Here is an 18,259-nt window from a genome sequence, read left to right as displayed (position 1 = left end):
TCTACAGACGCACGCTGAGGGTTAAGTCTAATTTTTTAACAGAGCCACCAGAGCTATCACGCGTCTGCTCATCCCAGCTAATCGTGACATCCCACTGATTTCCATTTTTAGCCACTTCGCCTTTGGCGCTGGCGGGTAGACCGCCTTTCTCAATGTCTTCAGCGATCATAGCGTGCCATTCGTAAACATCGAGCTGGGCCATATCGCTGGTGCTACAAATGGTGCAGGACGGTTTGCTAACACTGGCAGAGACTGCGTCGTAGGCGCCGGCTTTTACGGCCACTGGATTGGAGCGCATGCGCTCGGCCATATCGTAGGCCAGCAAGCTTGCTTGCGTACGGTATTGTGAATTGTTGATATTTTTTAAACCGATCAACTGCATTGCGCCCAGTCCAAGCAGGCCTACGGCCATGATGGCTACAGTCACTAGAATCTCAATAAGCGTTACACCGCGTTGCTTTTGCATTTGCATCGTCTTGCCTCAACTACACGCTTTTTTGGTGATTGAAAATGTACCCGAAATTAACAGGGCCAACTCGCGTCCGGTCTCTGCCGTGCGGTCATCACAGAGTGTGATGGTTGTTGCCGTATCAACCGTCCCGTTGGACCGAAAGGTTAACCTGTTCTGCGCGGTGGTCATGGTGCCACCACCCGCAAGCGGCTCCCACAACCGCAACTCTTCACCGGCATCCAGCGTGTTGTCGCCGTCAGCGTCCTGCCAAACCACCATGCCACCGGTCCAGTCGGCGCCGTTGCGCTGGCCGAATATAACGGTATTACCGCGGCGCACCGCTTCCATGCGCGCATAGGACAGCGCACCGGCCAACTCATTGGCGGCCACCGTGAGGCGATTGTTTTTCAACATGGTTTGGAAGCTCGGTATGCCAATCACCAACAAAACGCTGGCGATAAAGACCACGATGAGCAGTTCTATGATTGTAAAGCCACGCGACATACTGTTCTCAATAGGGGTTAGACAGTGGGTAGCGTTAAAATTAGCGGCTGGGGCTGGGCGTGTCACCCGCAAGGGGACAAGCGGGCTGTTCACGTGGTTCAATTGCGGCAAGCCCGCGTAGTTAGCGGGCTTTTGTGACAGGTGTCACATGCGTTGGCGGTATTAGCGGAGTTCTTTCGGGAGTGAAAAGCTGATGGTCTCGACGGCGCCGGCCATTTCTGCGGGTGCCTCTGCACCCAAGCGCTCAAGGTGTGCGATAACCGATTTCACCAACACCTCGGGTGCGGAAGCACCGGCTGTGACGCCAATGGCGCGCCGACCTTCAAGCCAGCTAGGTTCAATATCTGCTTCAGAATCAATAAGATAGGCGCTGGCACCACAACGCTCGGCCAATTCCCGCAGCCGGTTTGAATTGGAGCTGTTGACCGAGCCGACCACCAGCACTAAATCACACTCGAGCGCCAGTTGCTTCACTGCATCCTGCCGGTTGGTGGTGGCGTAGCAGATGTCGTCCTTGCGCGGCCCTTGGATGAGGGGGTACTTTGCCCGCAAGGCGTCAATCACGAGCGCCGTATCATCCATCGATAGGGTGGTTTGCGTCACGTAGGCCAGATTTGACGAGTCTTCAACGGTTAGAGCCGCCACATCCTGCTCATCTTCCACCAGATAGATCTTGCCGCCATTGCGGGTATCGTACTGGCCCATTGTGCCTTCCACCTCGGGATGACCCTGGTGACCAATCAAGATGCACTCCTTACCAGCCCGAGAATAGCGAGTAACCTCGATATGCACCTTGGTCACCAGCGGACAGGTCGCATCAAACACCTTAAGCTCACGCCCGCTGGCCTCTTTGCGCACCGCCTGGGACACCCCGTGCGCGCTAAAAATGACGATGGTGTCATCCGGCACTTCCTCGAGTTCATCCACAAAGATCGCGCCCCGCTCCCGCAAATCATCCACCACGTATTTGTTGTGGACCACTTCATGACGCACATAGATGGGCGCGCCGTAGACTTCAAGGGCACGGTTGACGATATCGATGGCGCGATCAACACCGGCGCAAAAGCCGCGCGGGTTGGCCAATTTAATCTGGGGGGCTGTCATTACGCCACCTCCAGGCGGACCACTTCTACGTCGAACAATATTTCCTGCCCTGCCAGCGGGTGATTGAAATCTACGGTCACCTCAGTGTCGTTAAATGCCTTAATAACCCCCGGCAGCTCAGCTTTTTGCGCATCGGCGAAAGACACTACCAAGCCCTCAGCGAGATTCATATCGGGCGCAAAGGTAGAGCGGGGCATCACCTGAATATTATTGGGGTTGGCCTGACCAAAACCCTGCTCAGGGGAGACCACAAACGTCTCGCGCTGCCCCTGCGCCATACCCAATAGGCAGCGCTCAAAGCCGGGCAATAAATTACCGTCACCCAGACAAAATTCAGCGGGCTCTCCTTCAAAGTTGGAATCAACCACACTGCCATCGCGCAACTTCAAGGCGAAATGAATAGCGAGCTTGGCGCCTTCGGTCACTAGTTTACTCATGATTTTTTTCCTGCGGCTCATTTGGCTTGCTTCGAAACATATCGACAATGAGCATCGCCACACCAATACAAATTACGCTGTCGGCAATATTAAACGCGGGCCAATAATATTGTTCATAGTGCATTGAAATAAAATCCACTACATAGCCCAATTGCACACGATCAATCAAGTTGCCCACCGCACCGCCAAGCACCAAGGCCAGCGCGCTAGATTCCCACAATTTGTCTTTAGTAAGCCGTGCAATCCACACCACCAACACAACACTTACCAGCGCTGCAACGGCCGTGAAGAACCAGCGCTGCCAGCCACCTTGATCGCTTAAAAAGCTAAAGGCGGCACCGGGATTGTGTAGCAAGGTCCAATCTAAAAACGACAAAACATATACCGGCTGACCGTAACTGAGCGCACCGCTTGCAATGGCCTTGGTGTATTGATCCAGCACCACCGACACAAGTACGAGCAACGCACTCAACCAATGACCTTTATGCAGTACGATCTTAGGCATAGTGACGTACTTCGCCTTTTGCAGTGACATTTTCGACGCAGCGCCCACACAACTCTGGATGCTCCGCATGGCTACCCACATCGACGCGAAAATGCCAACACCGTCCACACTTTGGCTGCTGTGATTTTATCGCCAGCACTTTTAACCCCGACACGTCAGTGGCGTCCGCTTCCGCAGGCGCTTCAGCGAGGGACTGCAGTGACGCCTGAGAAGTAATCAACACAAAACGCAATTCATCTTGCAGCTTATCAAGGGCGCCGCGCAGCTCGTCATTCACGTAGAGCGAGACTTCGGCGGACAAGGATGCGCCTAATTCACCCGCCGCACGGCGAGCCTCCAGCACTTTGTTTACAGCCGTTTTAACTGCTGCAATCTTTGCCCACTCTTCTTTGCTGACCAGATTCGCTTTTGTGGCCTGCGGAAATTCATACCACTCAGCCACAAACACGGGCTCACTGTGGTCGCCCGGAATAAACTCCCACATTTCATCGGCGGTAAAACTCAAAATGGGCGCAATCCAGCGCGCAAATGCTTCAACAATGTGATGCAACGCAGTTTGTGCCGAGCGCCGTGGCAAACTGTCTGCCTGCGTGGTGTACTGCCGGTCTTTAATAATATCCAGATAGAAGCCGCCCATATCCACCACGCAGAAGTTGTGCAACTTTTGGTAGATTTGATGGAACTGATAGCTGTCGTAGGCTTTTAAAATATCCGCCTGCAATTCAGCGGCGCGATCGACGGCCCAGCGATCCAACGCCAACAATTCGTCCACCGGCACTTGATGATCTGCGGGTTCAAATCCAGAGAGATTTGACAACATAAATCGCGCAGTATTGCGGATGCGTCGGTACGAGTCTGCGGTGCGCCGCAGAATTTCGTCACTGACGCTCATTTCAGCACTGAAATCCGTCGCGGCAACCCACAGGCGCAACACATCTGCGCCCAAGTCGTTCATGACTTTTTGCGGCGGAATGACGTTGCCAATGGATTTTGACATCTTGCGGCCATTTTCATCCACGGTAAAACCGTGGGTTAAAACGGCCTTATAAGGCGCTTCATTGTTGATGGCCATGGCGGTCTTTAACGAGGATTGAAACCAGCCGCGGTGCTGATCAGAGCCCTCCAAGTAAAGGTCGGCAGGGTACTGCAGCGCAGTGCGACGATTCAGTACCGCATAGTGGGTTACACCGGAGTCGAACCACACGTCGAGCGTATCGATCACTTTCGTGTAATCCGCGGCCTCATCACCCAACAGCTCGGCAGGATCTAGATCGAACCACGCATCCATACCCGCCAGCTCCACACGCTCGGCAACTTTTTCTACCAACTCAACGGTATTGGGATGCAACTCTTGGGTATCTTTGTGCACAAACAAGGCGATGGGCACGCCCCACGTGCGCTGCCGAGAGATACACCAGTCGGGCGAGGAATCCAACATGCCATCGATGCGCGCGCGCCCCCAGTCGGGAATCCACTGAACGATTTCTACGGCGCTGCGCACATTTTTTAGCAAGCCCTTTTGATTCATACTCACGAACCATTGAGGGGTTGCGCGGAAGATCAACGGCGTCTTAGTGCGCCAGCAATGGGGGTAGGAGTGCGTAATTTTGCTGTGCGACCAGAGTGCTGCGCGCTCGCGCAGCATGTCGATAACTTTGTCATCCACTTTGTACACGTGATCACCGGCAAAGAATTCTACCTGCGGTCGATAATTGCCGTTGTCATCGATGTAATTGAGCGTGCCGATGCCATTGGCCTTGCCAACCACAAAATCTTCCATGCCATGGTCGGGCGCGGTGTGCACACAGCCCGTACCGGCATCGACCGTCACGTGATCGCCTAAAATGACGGGGAGTAATTTGTCATAAAAAGGGTGCTGCAACTGCAAACCTGCCAACGCACTTCCTTTCAAGCGCGCCAACACCTCACCGCTCTCAAGCTCCACCTGCGCCAACACCGTTTCGTACAAGGCTTCGGCCACAAGTACCCGCTCTGGGCCCGCCTGCACTAATACATAATCTAATTCTGCATTAACGCTCACCGCCTGACTGGCGGGCAAGGTCCACGGCGTAGTGGTCCAGATAACCACAGACACATCGCCGCTGCCGGGCAAACTGCCCAAGCGCTGCGCAAGATCGTCGGCATCCGCCACAGGATAGCGAACATAAATGGAATTTGAGGTTTTATCTTGGTACTCAACCTCAGCCTCAGCCAGGGCAGAGCCGCCCACCACACTCCAATACACGGGCTTAAACCCACGAACCAAGTGGCCATTTTCAGCGATGCGCCCCAGTGCGCGAATGATGTCCGCTTCAAATTTATAATCCATAGTGAGATAGGGATTATCCCAATCACCTAAAACACCCAGGCGAATAAAATCCGCCTTCTGGCCTTCCACCTGCTTAGCGGCGTACTCACGGCATTTCTGACGAAAGGTTTTGACGTCAACTTTCGCGCCGGCTTTACCCACTTTCTTTTCGACATTGTGTTCGATTGGCAAGCCGTGGCAGTCCCAGCCGGGTACATAGGGGGCATCAAAGCCACTCAACGTTTTTGCTTTGATGATGATATCTTTCAGAATTTTGTTAACCGAATGGCCAATGTGAATATCGCCATTTGCATAGGGAGGGCCATCGTGCAAAATAAACTTTTCGGCACCCGCGCGCGCCGTGCGAATGGTTTCGTAGAGTTTACCCTCAGTCCACTTTTTTAACGTTTGCGGTTCGCGATTGGCCAAGTTGGCCTTCATCGCAAAGGGCGTGGCGGGTAAATTCAAGGTCGGCTTATAGTCGGTCATGTCTTGGCCAAAAATTCAAAGATTAAATGTAAGTTCAGTGAGTAACATCTTGAGCAGTAAAATACGCCTTGCCGGCGCCTATATCGGCATATATTTGAGTTTTTAACTGCTCTACCGATTCAAATTTTTTCTCATCGCGCAGTTTTTTACAAAAACTAACGCGCACATTGCGGCCATAGATATCGCGCGCAAAGTCAAATAGGTGCACCTCTAAGATCGGCTTCGCATCCAACTCTACCGTAGGTCGCACGCCAACATTGGCAACACCGTTAAACTGCTCACCATCAACCACGCAACACACTGCAAATACACCGGCAAGCGGTGAACGGTAGCGGTGCAAATGCACGTTGGCCGTGGGCACGCCAAGGGTACGCCCCAATTGCTTGCCGCGCACGACGCGACCCGCAATCTGATAGGGCCGCCCCAACAATTGAGCGGCCTTCGCAAAATCACCCGCCTCTAGCACTTCTCGAATGCGCGTACTGCTGACGCGCACCTGTTCAACGCAAAAGGTGGGCGTATTGCTCACGCCAAATCCAGCGTCTTTGCCAGCCTGCGTCAAATAGGCAAAATCGCCAGCGCGATCACAGCCAAACCTAAAATCATCGCCCACTACCAAATGGCGAATCGACAACCCCTCGACCAATACCTGCTGGACAAACTGCTCCGCCGTTAAATGGCGCAGCTTGGCGTTAAAGGGCAGACACACCACCACATCAACACCCACGTCAAACAACGCCTGCACCTTGTCGCGCAGACGCATGAGTCGCGCGGGCGCTCGCTCGCCGGAAAAGTACTCATAGGGCTGCGGCTCAAAGGTCATCGCTACCGCAGGCACCCCCATCGCACGAGCCCGAGCAATGAGCGCCGACAACATCTGCTGGTGCCCCAAATGCACACCATCAAAGGAGCCAATCGTCAGGACGCCACCGCGGTGCGGTGCGCGCACGTTATGTAGCCCATGAACAAAGGATTGTTGCAGCACGATAATGGCCCAAAAAACGAGACGGCAGTATAACCTAGGCGCTCACACCAAGGCACCTGCCGCCGGACGCGGATTAACTCACGATATCGAGCAATTCGACATCGAACACCAAGGTTGAAAAGGGTGCGATTGCAGCACCGGCGCCGCGCTCACCGTAGGCCAGCTGATGGGGTACATACAGGCGCCACTTGGAGCCCACGGGCATCATCTGCAAGGCCTCGGTCCAACCGGCAATCACGCCATTCACCGGGAATTCCGCTGGCTCGCCGCGATCGTAGGAGCTGTCGAATACACTGCCGTTGATCAAGGTGCCGTGGTAGTGGGTGCGCACGGTGGAACTGGCGCTTGGCTTGTCGCCCGAACCCTCGTTGATCACTTCGTACTGAAGACCAGAGGCCAAAGTCACCACGCCGTCACGCTTGGCATTGTCTGCCAAAAATGCCTCGCCCTCGCCCGCCGCAGCCTTGGCTTCTTCAGCCTGCTTAGCTTGCATGCGCTCGCTGATAACCTTAAAGGCCTGGTGTAGATTTTCTTCAGACACCTGGGAGTCACGTCCCGCCATCATGTCGGTCAGGCCTTCAGCCACCGCGTCTGCAGACAGCCCATCGAAGGGATTGGACATCAACTGCTCGGCCATTTGGCGGCCAATGCCGTAACTGACCCGCTTTTCAACGCTTTCAAACTTACCTGAATCGGACATTACACTTTCACCTGTCAAAAGGGCGACAGTGTACCAGAGCCGACCGGCCCTGTGGGCACCCTAGTGGATGCGATGGGGTGCCATCTCGATCGCCTCTAGCCGCTTACCCAGCACGCTCACTAAGCCGGAATTGCGGTCACCGCCGGTGGCGGTAAATTCAAAGCCGTAAATGCGCCGTACGCGCACCCAGCCGGAGGGGTCTCGAGCCAAGGTCAATCGATACAGGGCGATGGTGCCATCCAGCAACTGCAAGTCCTCCGACTCACAGCGCCGCCGCACCGCCTGAACGGTCACTTCTTTGATGCGCGCCACCTGCAAGGTGTACCAGCCGAACCAGCACACCACAAACAGCAACAACAGGTCGGTCAGCTCAAGCATCGTCAGCGGGGTCCGTATTGCCGATCAACACCTTGTAGTGCTCGCCGTAGTCGGCCAGATCTTCCGCCAACAACTGCTTGAACTGTGCGGTGTAATCGTGAAGTGACTGCTCACTATCCTCTTTGAACGAGGCCCGATCCAGAGAGCTAGCCGCCAACGCATAGGCGTTAAACCGGCTCGCAGCACACAGCAAGGCCCCGCCCACCTGCGTCGGGGAGACGCTATCAGCGGCTTGGTTTGCCTGCTCGATAAAGGATTCCACTAGCGCCCAAAAGGCCTCTTCGTTATCCGCCATTGCGTTTTCCTCATTGATTCCTTAAATGCCGCAAGCGCACACCCGCAGCCAATAGACACAAAACATACACCAGCAGACCCACGCCACAAATGGCCGCCAACCAGACGGTCCGCAACCACCAAGGCACCACTGACCATGCCGGCGCCCACTGCATAATTGCCAGCAGCCACACCAATAATGCCCCGTTGCCCACGAGCAGACGCCCAGCAAAGGTTCGCCACTGGCCATCGGGCAACAACACCTGACGTTGGCGCAAGCCGGCGTACAGCAGGCCCGCGTTGAGTAGCGCCGAAGCCGCCGTGGCCAACGCCAAGCCCACATGCCCCAGCTGCCAGTAAAAATGAAGCGGCAATACAAATGCCAAATTGAGCACCATATTTGCCACCATCGCCACCACGCCTATGCGCACCGGCGTTTTCATATCTTGGCGCGCATAAAACCCCGGCGCCAGTACCTTGATCAACATAAACGCCGTCAACCCCAGGGCGTAAGCTTGCAGGCTGTAGGTCGACATGGCGATATCGGTAGCCGTGGTTTTGCCGTACAAAAACAAGGTACTTAAAATCGGCTTGGCCAATATCAACAACGCAAGGGTTGCCGGCAGCGCAATGAGCAAAATCATGCGCAGCGACCAATTCAATGTGCGGTTAAAGGTCTGTGCGTCGGCACCCGCATGCTGGCGCGACAAGCTTGGTAAAATGACCGTCGCAATCGCCACGCCAAACACCCCCAGCGGCAACTCTGCGAGCCGATCCGAATAATAGAGCCACGACACCGAACCGGTGGGTAGAAAAGACGCCAACACCGTGTCGAGCAACAGATTGATTTGCGACACCGACACACCAAACAGCGCCGGCACCATTAAAGTCATTACGCGCTTGACGCCGGGGTGCGCAAAATCCGCCTGCGGCACGGGCAATAAATGAATGCGCGCCAAGAATGGCAACTGAAACAGCAGCTGAATACAACCGGCCGCGAATACGCCCCACGCCAGCGCCAGTACCGGCACCTCAAACCACTCCGATGCCACCACGGCGGCAAAGATCAAAGAGATATTTAAAAACACCGGTGTCACTGCGGGTATGGCAAAGCGGTCGTAGCTGTTGAGAATGGCGCCCGCCAAACCGGTCAAAGAGATCAGCAATAAATAAGGAAAGGTGATGCGAATCATGTCGCTCACCAAGGCGAACTTGACGGGATCTGCCGCAAAGCCGGGGGCAAACAGCCACGCCACCCAGGGTGCGCCCAAGCAGGCCAGCAGGGTAATCACAAATAATGCGGAGCCCAAGCAACCCGCCACCGCATTGACTAAGGCCTGCACGGCCGCGTGATTGCCCTGAGTGCGATACTCGGACAAGACCGGCACAAAGGCCTGCGCAAAGGCGCCCTCAGCAAACAAGCGGCGCAAAAAATTGGGGATTTTAAACGCCACGAAAAAGGCGTCTGCACCCGCCTCAGCACCGATAAAACGCGCAAACACCATATCGCGCGCCAAGCCTAAAATGCGCGACAGAAATGTCATCACCGAAACAATGCCACTGGAGCGCAACAGGCCGGCGGGCGCTTTAACGGGAGGTGAGGCTTCAGGGGATGGCGGGTTCACAGGCGTCTGACCGGCAAGAGAAAGACCGGCAGTGTACCCATTTCGACTGCTCGGCAAAAGCGCTCAGGCCGCCATTAGGCGGGCTGCCACAACTCATCCAGATCTTTAAACTGCCACCGCTCTGGCGATTCGCGCCCATCGATGGCCTCGGTGCAATTGGGAGCCGCCAGATCCACTAACTGCGGGGGAATGCGCGCCTTGTTGGCCATGCTATAAAACACCTTCACTTTTGGCTTCAGCAGCGATCGCTCAGCCTGCTCAACCACAACTGCGAGGCGATTCGACTTCAACCGCACCAGCGATCCCGTGGGGTAAATGCCGATACTCTTAACAAAGGCCTGAAATACTCGCTCATCGAAGTGACCACTCCACTCCGCCATTTTGCGCACCGACTCGGCGGGGTCCCAGCCGTGCTTATAGGGCCTATTAGACGTAATGGCATCATAGACATCACAGATTGCCGTCATTTTGGTGAGCAGGGTTATCTCATCTCCCTTCAGGCCTTTGGGGTAACCACTGCCATCTACCTTTTCGTGGTGGTGCAAACACGCATCCATCACTTCTGCGCTGGCAGAACCCGCCTCCAGCAGCATGTCATAGCCCTTTTGCGGGTGCGCCTTGACCACGGCAAACTCCTCATCGGTGAGTCGCCCCGGCTTGTTTAACACCGCCGCCGGAATCTGCGCCTTGCCCATATCGTGCAGCAATCCCGCCAACCCCGCCTGCTGTACCTGCGCCTCAGATAAACCCAACTCCCGGGCCAACGCGATCATCAAGGCGCACACAGCGACGGAATGCAGATAGGTGTACTCGTCGGCACTCTTTAAGCGCGCCAAACTAATCAATGCCCCGGGGTTGCGACTGACCGATGAAGAGATCTCCTCCACCATGGCTCGGCACTGCTCGGCATTGACGGCATTGCCCATGCGGGCCTCGGAGAACATCTGCGCCACCGCCTCTTGGGACCTGTCACAGATTTTTCGGGCTCGCACCAGCTCCTGCGCCATAGAGACGCGCAGCTCTACCTTTTTGGTGGGCGCTTGCGCCAGTGCCGCCACATCGGGCGCAGCCACTGGCGGGCACGCCTGCGCCTGTGCCTCGCTAATATCTGCCCCACGCGAGGCGTCGATCCACAGCTCAGTAATACTGCTCTCTAAGACCCGCTTGCGGTCGGCTTCATTTTCAAGCAGAAAACGGCCACGCCAGAAGGGGTGTTCCATCCAAGAGCCGCAGAACTCTTCAATAAACATACCCACGACCAACATGTGCTTGGGGATCTTTTTAAGTTGCTTTTGGGCCATTGCGCCACAAATCCTGCCAGTGAATCACCCATTAAGCCTAGCCGCCCGCCCCCGGAATGCCAAAGCGGGGAAGTGTTGACATCAGCCAATAAATACGCATAATGTCGCGTCCTTGATTTGTACCAAGTTATTCACAGGAGCAATACGGTGGCTAATTCACCCCAAGCTAAAAAACGTGCTCGTCAGAACGAGAAGGCTCGTAAGCACAACGCCAGCCTGCGCTCCATGACGCGCACATATTTGAAAAAAGTGGTTTCAGCGATCAAAGCTGGCGACCAAGAAGCAGCTAAAGCAGCATTTGCTGCCGCTGTGCCTGTCCTCGACCGCGTTGCGGACAAAGGCATCATTCACAAGAACAAGGCCGCTCGTCACAAGAGCCGCCTGAATGCGCAAATCAAAGCCCTAGCTGCTTAATTTGCCCTTGTGGTGACATAAAAAAACCGGCAATAGCCGGTTTTTTTATGTCTGTAAAACGGCGCCCGCCTGCTAGCGAGCACCGCCCAAGACCCTAGAGCTCCATTTCAACCACATTCGTGGGCATTAAGCTCAACACTAAATTGTCCCGGTGTATGAGCTCCACCTCATCCATGTAACCCAAAATGTCCTCGATACACTCACTGGATTGCCCGGCAATACGACGCGCATCCAAAGCGCAGTAGTTAACCAACCCACGCGCCACTTCATTGCCCTCGCGGTCCAAACACAACACCATATCACCGCGATTAAAGCTGCCAAAGACATCGGTGACACCCACAGACAACAGGCTAGACCCCTGTTCACGCAGGCTCTCCACCGCGCCATCGTCCAGAATGATCTCGCCGCACGTCTGCAAATGGCCCGACAGCCAATTTTTGCGAGCCGTTTGCGGCTCCTCATCCGACAACAAAAGCGTGCCGAGCGGCTCGCCATCTGCCAGGCGATCGATCACGTTGGGCAGACGACCGCCGACAATGACCGTATGGGTGCCCGACAGGGCCGCCAAACGCGCTGCGCGCACCTTAGTAACCATACCGCCACGACCTAGCGCGCCACCATCTCCGGCCATTTCGTCGAGCCGCTCGTCACTGGCGGGTACGCGGTCCAACAATTTGGCATTGGGGTTGCTGCGCGGATCATCGGTGTACATGCCGTCTTGATCAGTTAGCAGAATCAGTACATCGGCCTCTACGATGTTGGCCACCAGCGCGCCCAAGGTGTCGTTGTCGCCGAAGCGGATTTCATCGGTTACCACGGTGTCGTTTTCGTTGACGATTGGCACAACGCCCAACTCGATGAGCGTTTTAATGGTCGAGCGCGCATTCAAATAGCGCTCGCGCGAGGCGAGATCATCGTGCACCAATAAAATCTGCGCAGTCTGTAGATCGTATTTTAGAAATTCTTTTTCGTAGTTGTGCACCAGCGCCATCTGCCCGACGGCAGCGGCGGCCTGCAACTCGTGCATTGCATGGGGGCGAGATTTCCACCCCAGGCGGCGCATGCCGGCGGCCACGGCACCCGAAGATACCAACACCAGCTCAATGCCCTGCTCCCGCAGGCGCGCCATTTGTTTTACCCAGCCAGCAATGGCGGGCTTATCCAAACCCTGCCCATTGTTGGTCAGCAGTGAGCTGCCAATTTTGACAACCCAGCGCTGCTTATTGATTAACTCTTTGCGTTTACCGCTTTTCTCCATAGTTGACCTGCTCCCTACTCAGGTCGGTCGAATTTTTAAGGTTCATAAACGAATTCAACGTCATAGTCGTCTTCGTTCCAGTCATCGTCATCGTCGTCGTGGCCGGCAGCTTTACGCTCCAGCTTACGCGCCCGATAACGCTCTCGCAGCTCTTCAATACGCTCGCGCGCCTCCTGCTGCATTTGCGCCTGCGCCTGCAACTCGGCCTCGGCCAAGTCTGGGTCTTCCGATTCGGCCTCCCAGATAGCCTCTAGGCGATCCATCAATTGGCCAGCCAGCGCATCGGTACCCTGCTGGTTAATACCGGCAATCTTAAATACCCGCCCTTCCCAGGCCATAGCATCCACCAACGCCTTACAGCGCGCGTCGAACTCTTCAGCGGATAACAAATCTGCCTTGTTCAGCACCAACCAGCGCTCACGTGCCGCCAAGGTGGGACTGAAAGACGCCAACTCGCGCTCAATAGCCAACGCGTTGTGAATGGGATCACTCTCATCGAATGGGGCCATATCCACCAAATGCAAGAGCACTCGACAACGCGTGAGGTGCTTCAAGAAACGAATACCGAGCCCGGCACCCTCTGAAGCCCCCTCGATCAAGCCCGGCAAATCTGCCACCACAAAGCTGCGGTGCGCCTGGACCTTCACCACCCCCAAATTGGGCACGAGCGTGGTAAACGGGTAGTTGGCCACCTTGGGCTTCGCGGAACTGACCGCGCGAATGAATGTGGATTTGCCCGCGTTCGGTAAGCCTAGCAAACCCACGTCCGCCAGCACTTTTAGCTCTAATTTAAGATTGCGCTTCTGCCCCTCGGTACCGTGGGTGGTCTTGCGCGGCGCGCGGTTGGTAGAGCTCTTGAAACGCAGGTTGCCCAAGCCGTGCCAGCCGCCTTTGGCCACCAGCAGCTGCTCGCCATGGGCGCGCATATCACCCAACACTTCATTGGTATCGGCGTCGATCACCGTGGTACCGACTGGCACTTTAAGAATGACATCGGCACCCTTGGCACCGGTGCATTGCGCAGAACCGCCCTTTTTACCGTTTTCTGCACGGTACTTAGGCTGGTAGCGGTAGTCGATCAGCGTATTAAGACTGTCATCACCTTCCAAGTAAACGCTGCCGCCGTCGCCGCCATCGCCGCCATCGGGGCCGCCCTTGGCGACAAATTTTTCGCGGCGAAAGCTCATGAGGCCGTTACCACCATCTCCGGCAACCACAAAAATAGGTGCCTCATCTACAAACTTCACGCGTAACTCCTGCCCCGTAAGGCCTTGTTGTTGGCTTACATTCTAGCCAATATCCGAGCGATCTAAACCAAATAACCAAAAACGCAAAAAGCCCTATCGCGGACGACAGGGCTTTTTAAACATCAGACGTAAATCGAAATTATGCAGCAGGAATAATGCTTACAAACTTACGATTCTTGGCGCCCTTAACTTCAAATTTCACTTCACCGGTAGCCTTGGCAAACAAGGTGTGGTCTTTACCTACACCTACGTTCTCACCTGCGTGGAAACGTGTACCACGCTGACGTACCAGAATGTTGCCCGCCAGAACTACCTGGCCACCAAAGCGCTTAACACCAAGGCGTTTACTTTCGGAATCGCGACCGTTGCGCGTACTACCGCCAGCTTTTTTGTGAGCCATGAGTCAATACTCCTCTATTAAGCTTTAATGCCAGTGATTTTAACTTCAGTAAACCACTGACGATGACCTTGACGCTTCATCGAGTGCTTACGACGACGGAATTTGACAATTGTTACCTTGTCACCGCGACCGTGGCTAACGACTTCCGCTGTTACCTTGGCGCCTTTCAGCAAAGGCTCACCTAGAGAAACTTTATCGCCATCGGCGACCAGCATAACCTTGTCAAACTCAATGGTTTCACCGGTTGCTACTTCAATTTTCTCTAACTTGAGGGTTTCACCCTCGATTACGCGATGTTGCTTACCACCGCTTTCAAATACTGCGTACATTTACCGCTCCAATTCACAAAATTGGACGACACGAAGTAGCTTACCCACCAAGGCTCGCGTTTTATCAACTTGCGTCGTATGCAATTTCAGGGTGCGCGATTCTACTTTAACCCCCCAAACACTGCAAGCCGCTTTTTTGTACAGCTGCTCCGGCCTTGACACCCCCACGCCCCCTGCCTAGCATGCGAGCCGCCCTATCCATAAGCCAAGTGACCCCCAATGCTGTCATTTCACAAAGCCGTTGCCAGCGATTTTGAGCAGGTAAACCAACTTATCGTTGACCAACTCCACTCCAATGTGGGCTTGGTAGAGAATATCGGGCACTACTTGGTCGAGGCCGGCGGCAAGCGCCTGCGCCCACTGCTGGTGCTGTTATGCGCCAATGCGCTTGGCTATAAGAAAGAAGCAAGACTTGAACTTGCGGCGATTATCGAATTTATCCACACCGCTACCCTGCTGCACGACGACGTGGTGGACGTGTCCGCCCTGCGCCGCGGCCGCCCGACCGCCAACGCCCAATGGGGCAATGCTCCGTCCGTGCTGGTGGGCGATTTCCTCTACTCCCGCGCCTTTCAAATGATGGTGCGCATCGGCGACATGGACATCATGGGCATACTGGCAGACACCACCAACACCATCTCTGAAGGTGAAGTGCAACAGCTGGTCAATGCCAAAAACCCCGACATCAGCGAAGCCGACTACTACACAGTCATCCACAAGAAGACCGCCGCGCTGTTCGAAGCTGCCTGCGAAACCGCCGCGGTACTGGCCGGCGCCAACGCCAGCATGCGCACGGCGCTGCGCGCCTATGGCTACCACCTGGGGCTGGCCTTTCAGCTGGTTGATGACGCCTTGGACTATCAGGGCGATGCCGCCACACTGGGTAAAAATGTCGGCGACGATCTGGCCGAGGGCAAGCCCACGCTGCCCCTGCTGCGCGCAATGCAGGTGGGCACGCCAGATCAGGCTGACGTCGTGGCCAACGCGTTACGCGCTGGCGACGCCACCCAGCTAAATGCCATCGTGGCGATTGTGGAGACCACCGGCGGCGCCACCTATACCCTTGACGCAGCCCGCACCCAAGCCCAACAAGCCATCGCTCAACTGGCCGAATTGCCCGACTCCGACTATAAAAGAGCACTGGTGACGCTGGCCAATTTCAGCGTAGACCGCGACCATTAAGCCCCAGTCCACCTAAACCCGCAGGCTAGACAAGCCCCGCTCAGCCGGTAGAATGGCGAGCTTTGCAGATTAGGCCTTATCACTTTTGGCCATTCGGCCCAGCAACGTCGGGCCCCCAACCTAAAATAGGCGACATATGATCCCTGAAGACAGCAAGAACGCCTACGCGCGCGAAGACCTCCTTGAGTGCGGCCACGGCCGTATGTTCGGCCCAGGCAATGCTCAATTGCCCGTACCCAATATGCTGATGCTCGATCGCATCACCCATATCTCTGCGCAAGGTGGCGAGTTCGGCAAAGGCGAAATCATCGCCGAGCTGGATATCACCCCCGACCTGTGGTTCTTCGATTGCCACTTCCCGGGCGACCCGGTCATGCCTGGCTGCTTAGGTTTAGACGCCATGTGGCAGTTGGTGGGCTTCTTTCTGGCATGGAAAGGCAACAAAGGCCGCGGTCGCGCGCTGGGCTCAGGTGAAGTTAAATTCACTGGCCAAATCCTGCCCACCGCCAAAAAAGTCACCTACCATATCAACTTAAAGCGCGTCATCGAGCGCAAATTAGTTATGGGAATTGCCGACGGTCGCGTCTCTGTAGACGGCAAAGATATTTATTTCGCCAAAGATCTGCGGGTTGGGCTGTTTACCAACACCGATTCCTTTTAATTATTGAACACTGCAGCAGCGGCCGGCTCGCCGGCCCAACAGCAATAACAACCGCTGCACGCAAGCAGCTGCGCATCACCTGCGCGGTCGGCGTTAAACAATCAGAGGTCATATATGAAACGCGTTGTAGTTACCGGCTTAGGCATCACTTCCTGTCTGGGAACTGACAAAGCTTCGGTTACCGAAGCTTTGCGTGAGGGTCGCTCAGGCATTCGCTTCAAACAAGAATACGCCGACAAAGGCTTTCGCAGCCAGGTGGCAGGCGTCGTCGACATTGACCTGAAAGAACACATCGACCGCAAAACGCTGCGCTTCATGGGCGATGCCGCAGGCTACTCCTACGTGGCCATGCAGCAGGCCATCACCGATGCGGGCCTGAACGAAGATCAGGTCTCCAATGAGCGCACCGGCTTGATCATGGGCTCTGGCGGCGCCTCTTCTGCCAATTTGGTGGAATCTGCCGATATCGCCCGCGAAAAAGGCATCAAGCGCGTGGGTCCTTACCGCGTAACCCAGACCATGGGCTCCACTGTTTCCGCGTGTTTAGCCACGCCCTTTAAAATTAAAGGCTACAACTACTCCATCAGCTCCGCCTGCGCCACCAGTGCCCACTGCATTGGCAACGCCATGGAACTGATTCAAATGGGCAAGCAAGACATCGTGTTTGCCGGCGGCGGCGAAGAAGAGCACTGGACGCTAACCGCACTGTTCGACGCCATGGGCGCCCTGTCCACCAAATACAACGAAACGCCAGAAAAGGCCTCGCGCGCCTACGATGCCAACCGTGACGGCTTTGTGATCGCCGGCGGCGGCGGCTGTTTAGTTTTGGAAGAATACGAACACGCCAAGGCCCGCGGCGCAAAAATTTACGCGGAACTGGTGGGCTACGGCGCTACCTCTGACGGCTATGACATGGTTGCCCCCTCGGGCGAAGGCGCTGAGCGCTGCATGAAGATGGCCATGTCCACCGTCAACGGTGACATCGATTACATCAACTCGCACGGCACTTCGACGCCCGTGGGTGATGTGGCAGAGCTGGGTGCCATTCAGCGCGTATTTGGCGGCAAGTCTCCCGCCATCAGCTCAACCAAGTCATTGACTGGCCACTCTCTGGGCGCCACCGGCGTACAAGAAGCCATCTACTGTCTGCTGATGATGGAAAACAAATTCCTGTGCGCCAGCGCCAACGTGGAAACACTGGACGACGCAGCTGCGGGCCTCAACATCCTGACCGAGCGCAAAGAAGTCGGCATCAAGCGCGCCATGTCGAACAGTTTTGGCTTTGGTGGAACCAATGCCTGTCTGGTATTTGAAAAACTCGATTAATTTTTAAATTAATCGTTACCCAAAAGAAAGGCGTCCATTGGACGCCTTTCTTTTTTAAGCCAAAAAAACTTGCAACCTGTCAACATATTTTACAACTTACGCGCACCGGAAAAATTACCACGCTCACCACCCCCAATCCCATTAGACGCATTTAAACTAACCAATTCTCCGTTCATCAATTAATGAAATTGCATTTAACTAACGCTTTTCTTATAAAAATTAATGACACGCCAAAATTCAATTTTTCATCGCTCATCACGCTAAGCAACACAGCGGTTACTGCTAAATTCGACATTATTTAACCGTCATCGCAGGCGCGCTATCACACATTTTTCTACGCCCCGCCCAGCTGGTAAGTTTTTTGCAAAATTACGAGCCCGCC

Annotated in this window: 20 protein-coding genes; 4 read left to right on the top strand and 16 right to left on the bottom strand. The window is 55.2% G+C overall.

What is annotated here, in order from left to right; translation table 11 throughout:
* Window position 1: 1 nt before the first annotated feature.
* The 12 genes from pilV to FHS30_RS16360 all read right to left on the bottom strand — a co-directional run bounded on the left by pilV (window position 2) and on the right by FHS30_RS16360 (window position 11,060).
* A complete protein-coding gene (pilV, locus tag FHS30_RS16415; protein ID WP_183911620.1) occupies window positions 2-466 on the bottom strand; it encodes a type IV pilus modification protein PilV in 465 nt (154 codons plus the stop codon).
* 15 nt (window positions 467-481) lie between these two features.
* On the bottom strand, window positions 482-955 hold the full coding sequence (locus tag FHS30_RS16410; RefSeq protein WP_183911632.1) for a GspH/FimT family pseudopilin: 474 nt from the start codon (window positions 953-955) through the stop codon (window positions 482-484).
* Window positions 956-1,117: 162 nt separating this feature from the next.
* Window positions 1,118-2,059 (bottom strand): 4-hydroxy-3-methylbut-2-enyl diphosphate reductase, encoded by a 942-nt coding sequence (gene ispH, locus FHS30_RS16405; protein WP_183911619.1) that lies wholly within the window; start codon window positions 2,057-2,059, stop codon window positions 1,118-1,120.
* Window positions 2,059-2,496, bottom strand: a complete 438-nt coding sequence (gene fkpB / locus FHS30_RS16400) for an FKBP-type peptidyl-prolyl cis-trans isomerase (protein WP_183911618.1) — start codon at window positions 2,494-2,496, stop codon at window positions 2,059-2,061. Before fkpB ends, ispH begins: the two co-directional genes overlap by 1 nt.
* A complete protein-coding gene (gene lspA / locus FHS30_RS16395) occupies window positions 2,489-3,001 on the bottom strand; it encodes a signal peptidase II (protein ID WP_183911617.1) in 513 nt (170 codons plus the stop codon). The genes fkpB and lspA overlap by 8 nt, the downstream gene beginning before the upstream one ends.
* Window positions 2,994-5,798: an isoleucine--tRNA ligase gene (ileS, locus tag FHS30_RS16390; protein WP_183911615.1), complete on the bottom strand. Its 2,805-nt coding sequence runs from the start codon at window positions 5,796-5,798 to the stop codon at window positions 2,994-2,996. The genes lspA and ileS overlap by 8 nt, the downstream gene beginning before the upstream one ends.
* Window positions 5,799-5,832: 34 nt before the next feature.
* The gene (gene ribF, locus FHS30_RS16385; protein ID WP_183911612.1) at window positions 5,833-6,783 is read right to left on the bottom strand and encodes a bifunctional riboflavin kinase/FAD synthetase; all 951 of its coding nucleotides are present in this window, start codon (window positions 6,781-6,783) and stop codon (window positions 5,833-5,835) included.
* A gap of 73 nt (window positions 6,784-6,856) precedes the next feature.
* Entirely contained in the window at window positions 6,857-7,483 is a 627-nt protein-coding gene (gene bamJ, locus FHS30_RS16380; RefSeq protein ID WP_183911610.1) for a BamJ family beta-barrel-assembly machinery protein, read from the bottom strand.
* A gap of 60 nt (window positions 7,484-7,543) precedes the next feature.
* On the bottom strand, window positions 7,544-7,861 hold the full coding sequence (locus FHS30_RS16375; protein ID WP_183911609.1) for a DUF3301 domain-containing protein: 318 nt from the start codon (window positions 7,859-7,861) through the stop codon (window positions 7,544-7,546).
* The gene (locus tag FHS30_RS16370) at window positions 7,854-8,156 is read right to left on the bottom strand and encodes a DUF3144 domain-containing protein (RefSeq protein ID WP_183911608.1); all 303 of its coding nucleotides are present in this window, start codon (window positions 8,154-8,156) and stop codon (window positions 7,854-7,856) included. The genes FHS30_RS16375 and FHS30_RS16370 overlap by 8 nt, the downstream gene beginning before the upstream one ends.
* 10 nt (window positions 8,157-8,166) lie before the next feature.
* Window positions 8,167-9,678: a murein biosynthesis integral membrane protein MurJ gene (gene murJ, locus FHS30_RS16365; protein WP_183911631.1), complete on the bottom strand. Its 1,512-nt coding sequence runs from the start codon at window positions 9,676-9,678 to the stop codon at window positions 8,167-8,169.
* Between the two features lie 155 nt (window positions 9,679-9,833).
* Window positions 9,834-11,060, bottom strand: coding sequence for a cyclic di-GMP phosphodiesterase (locus FHS30_RS16360; protein ID WP_183911607.1), 1,227 nt, complete (start codon window positions 11,058-11,060; stop codon window positions 9,834-9,836).
* Window positions 11,061-11,207: 147 nt separating this feature from the next.
* Here FHS30_RS16360 and rpsT point away from each other — a divergent pair, with 147 nt between their 5' ends.
* On the top strand, window positions 11,208-11,474 hold the full coding sequence (gene rpsT, locus FHS30_RS16355) for a 30S ribosomal protein S20 (RefSeq protein WP_183911606.1): 267 nt from the start codon (window positions 11,208-11,210) through the stop codon (window positions 11,472-11,474).
* A 94-nt stretch (window positions 11,475-11,568) separates the two neighbouring features.
* Here the strand turns inward: rpsT and proB are convergent, their stop codons facing one another.
* From proB to rplU, 4 genes are all read right to left on the bottom strand, one after another.
* Window positions 11,569-12,732, bottom strand: coding sequence for a glutamate 5-kinase (proB, locus tag FHS30_RS16350; RefSeq protein ID WP_183911605.1), 1,164 nt, complete (start codon window positions 12,730-12,732; stop codon window positions 11,569-11,571).
* 35 nt (window positions 12,733-12,767) lie between these two features.
* A complete protein-coding gene (cgtA, locus tag FHS30_RS16345) occupies window positions 12,768-13,979 on the bottom strand; it encodes an Obg family GTPase CgtA (protein WP_183911604.1) in 1,212 nt (403 codons plus the stop codon).
* A gap of 139 nt (window positions 13,980-14,118) precedes the next feature.
* The gene (rpmA, locus tag FHS30_RS16340) at window positions 14,119-14,379 is read right to left on the bottom strand and encodes a 50S ribosomal protein L27 (RefSeq protein ID WP_183911603.1); all 261 of its coding nucleotides are present in this window, start codon (window positions 14,377-14,379) and stop codon (window positions 14,119-14,121) included.
* Between the two features lie 17 nt (window positions 14,380-14,396).
* Window positions 14,397-14,708 carry a 50S ribosomal protein L21 gene (gene rplU, locus FHS30_RS16335; protein WP_183911602.1) on the bottom strand — a complete coding sequence of 104 codons (312 nt, stop codon included), beginning with the start codon at window positions 14,706-14,708 and terminating at the stop codon, window positions 14,397-14,399.
* A gap of 219 nt (window positions 14,709-14,927) precedes the next feature.
* On the opposite strand from rplU, the gene FHS30_RS16330 reads away from it, so the two are divergent.
* The 3 genes from FHS30_RS16330 (at window position 14,928) to fabB (ending at window position 17,877) form a co-directional block, all read left to right on the top strand.
* On the top strand, window positions 14,928-15,890 hold the full coding sequence (locus FHS30_RS16330) for a polyprenyl synthetase family protein (protein WP_183911601.1): 963 nt from the start codon (window positions 14,928-14,930) through the stop codon (window positions 15,888-15,890).
* A gap of 136 nt (window positions 15,891-16,026) precedes the next feature.
* Window positions 16,027-16,551 (top strand): 3-hydroxyacyl-[acyl-carrier-protein] dehydratase FabA, encoded by a 525-nt coding sequence (gene fabA / locus FHS30_RS16325; protein WP_183911600.1) that lies wholly within the window; start codon window positions 16,027-16,029, stop codon window positions 16,549-16,551.
* A 114-nt stretch (window positions 16,552-16,665) separates the two neighbouring features.
* Window positions 16,666-17,877 carry a beta-ketoacyl-ACP synthase I gene (fabB, locus tag FHS30_RS16320; protein ID WP_183911599.1) on the top strand — a complete coding sequence of 404 codons (1,212 nt, stop codon included), beginning with the start codon at window positions 16,666-16,668 and terminating at the stop codon, window positions 17,875-17,877.
* Window positions 17,878-18,259: the final 382 nt, after the last annotated feature.

Source organism: Simiduia aestuariiviva, from assembly GCF_014192475.1.
Classification (GTDB): domain Bacteria; phylum Pseudomonadota; class Gammaproteobacteria; order Pseudomonadales; family Cellvibrionaceae; genus Simiduia; species Simiduia aestuariiviva.
Note: the sequence above shows the minus strand (reverse complement) of the source record. Positions and strands in the feature narration are given on the sequence as shown.

Coding starts and splice junctions, on each gene's coding strand:
- lspA (WP_183911617.1), bottom strand. CDS start 3,001: ATGCCTAAGATCGTACTGCATAAAGGTCATTGGTTGAGTGCGTTGCTC.
- fabA (WP_183911600.1), top strand. CDS start 16,027: ATGATCCCTGAAGACAGCAAGAACGCCTACGCGCGCGAAGACCTCCTT.
- FHS30_RS16375 (WP_183911609.1), bottom strand. CDS start 7,861: ATGCTTGAGCTGACCGACCTGTTGTTGCTGTTTGTGGTGTGCTGGTTC.
- fkpB (WP_183911618.1), bottom strand. CDS start 2,496: ATGAGTAAACTAGTGACCGAAGGCGCCAAGCTCGCTATTCATTTCGCC.
- FHS30_RS16330 (WP_183911601.1), top strand. CDS start 14,928: ATGCTGTCATTTCACAAAGCCGTTGCCAGCGATTTTGAGCAGGTAAAC.
- ispH (WP_183911619.1), bottom strand. CDS start 2,059: ATGACAGCCCCCCAGATTAAATTGGCCAACCCGCGCGGCTTTTGCGCC.
- FHS30_RS16410 (WP_183911632.1), bottom strand. CDS start 955: ATGTCGCGTGGCTTTACAATCATAGAACTGCTCATCGTGGTCTTTATC.
- proB (WP_183911605.1), bottom strand. CDS start 12,732: ATGGAGAAAAGCGGTAAACGCAAAGAGTTAATCAATAAGCAGCGCTGG.
- pilV (WP_183911620.1), bottom strand. CDS start 466: ATGCAAAAGCAACGCGGTGTAACGCTTATTGAGATTCTAGTGACTGTA.
- rpmA (WP_183911603.1), bottom strand. CDS start 14,379: ATGGCTCACAAAAAAGCTGGCGGTAGTACGCGCAACGGTCGCGATTCC.
- FHS30_RS16360 (WP_183911607.1), bottom strand. CDS start 11,060: ATGGCCCAAAAGCAACTTAAAAAGATCCCCAAGCACATGTTGGTCGTG.
- bamJ (WP_183911610.1), bottom strand. CDS start 7,483: ATGTCCGATTCAGGTAAGTTTGAAAGCGTTGAAAAGCGGGTCAGTTAC.
- rplU (WP_183911602.1), bottom strand. CDS start 14,708: ATGTACGCAGTATTTGAAAGCGGTGGTAAGCAACATCGCGTAATCGAG.
- ileS (WP_183911615.1), bottom strand. CDS start 5,798: ATGACCGACTATAAGCCGACCTTGAATTTACCCGCCACGCCCTTTGCG.
- murJ (WP_183911631.1), bottom strand. CDS start 9,678: ATGACATTTCTGTCGCGCATTTTAGGCTTGGCGCGCGATATGGTGTTT.
- fabB (WP_183911599.1), top strand. CDS start 16,666: ATGAAACGCGTTGTAGTTACCGGCTTAGGCATCACTTCCTGTCTGGGA.
- FHS30_RS16370 (WP_183911608.1), bottom strand. CDS start 8,156: ATGGCGGATAACGAAGAGGCCTTTTGGGCGCTAGTGGAATCCTTTATC.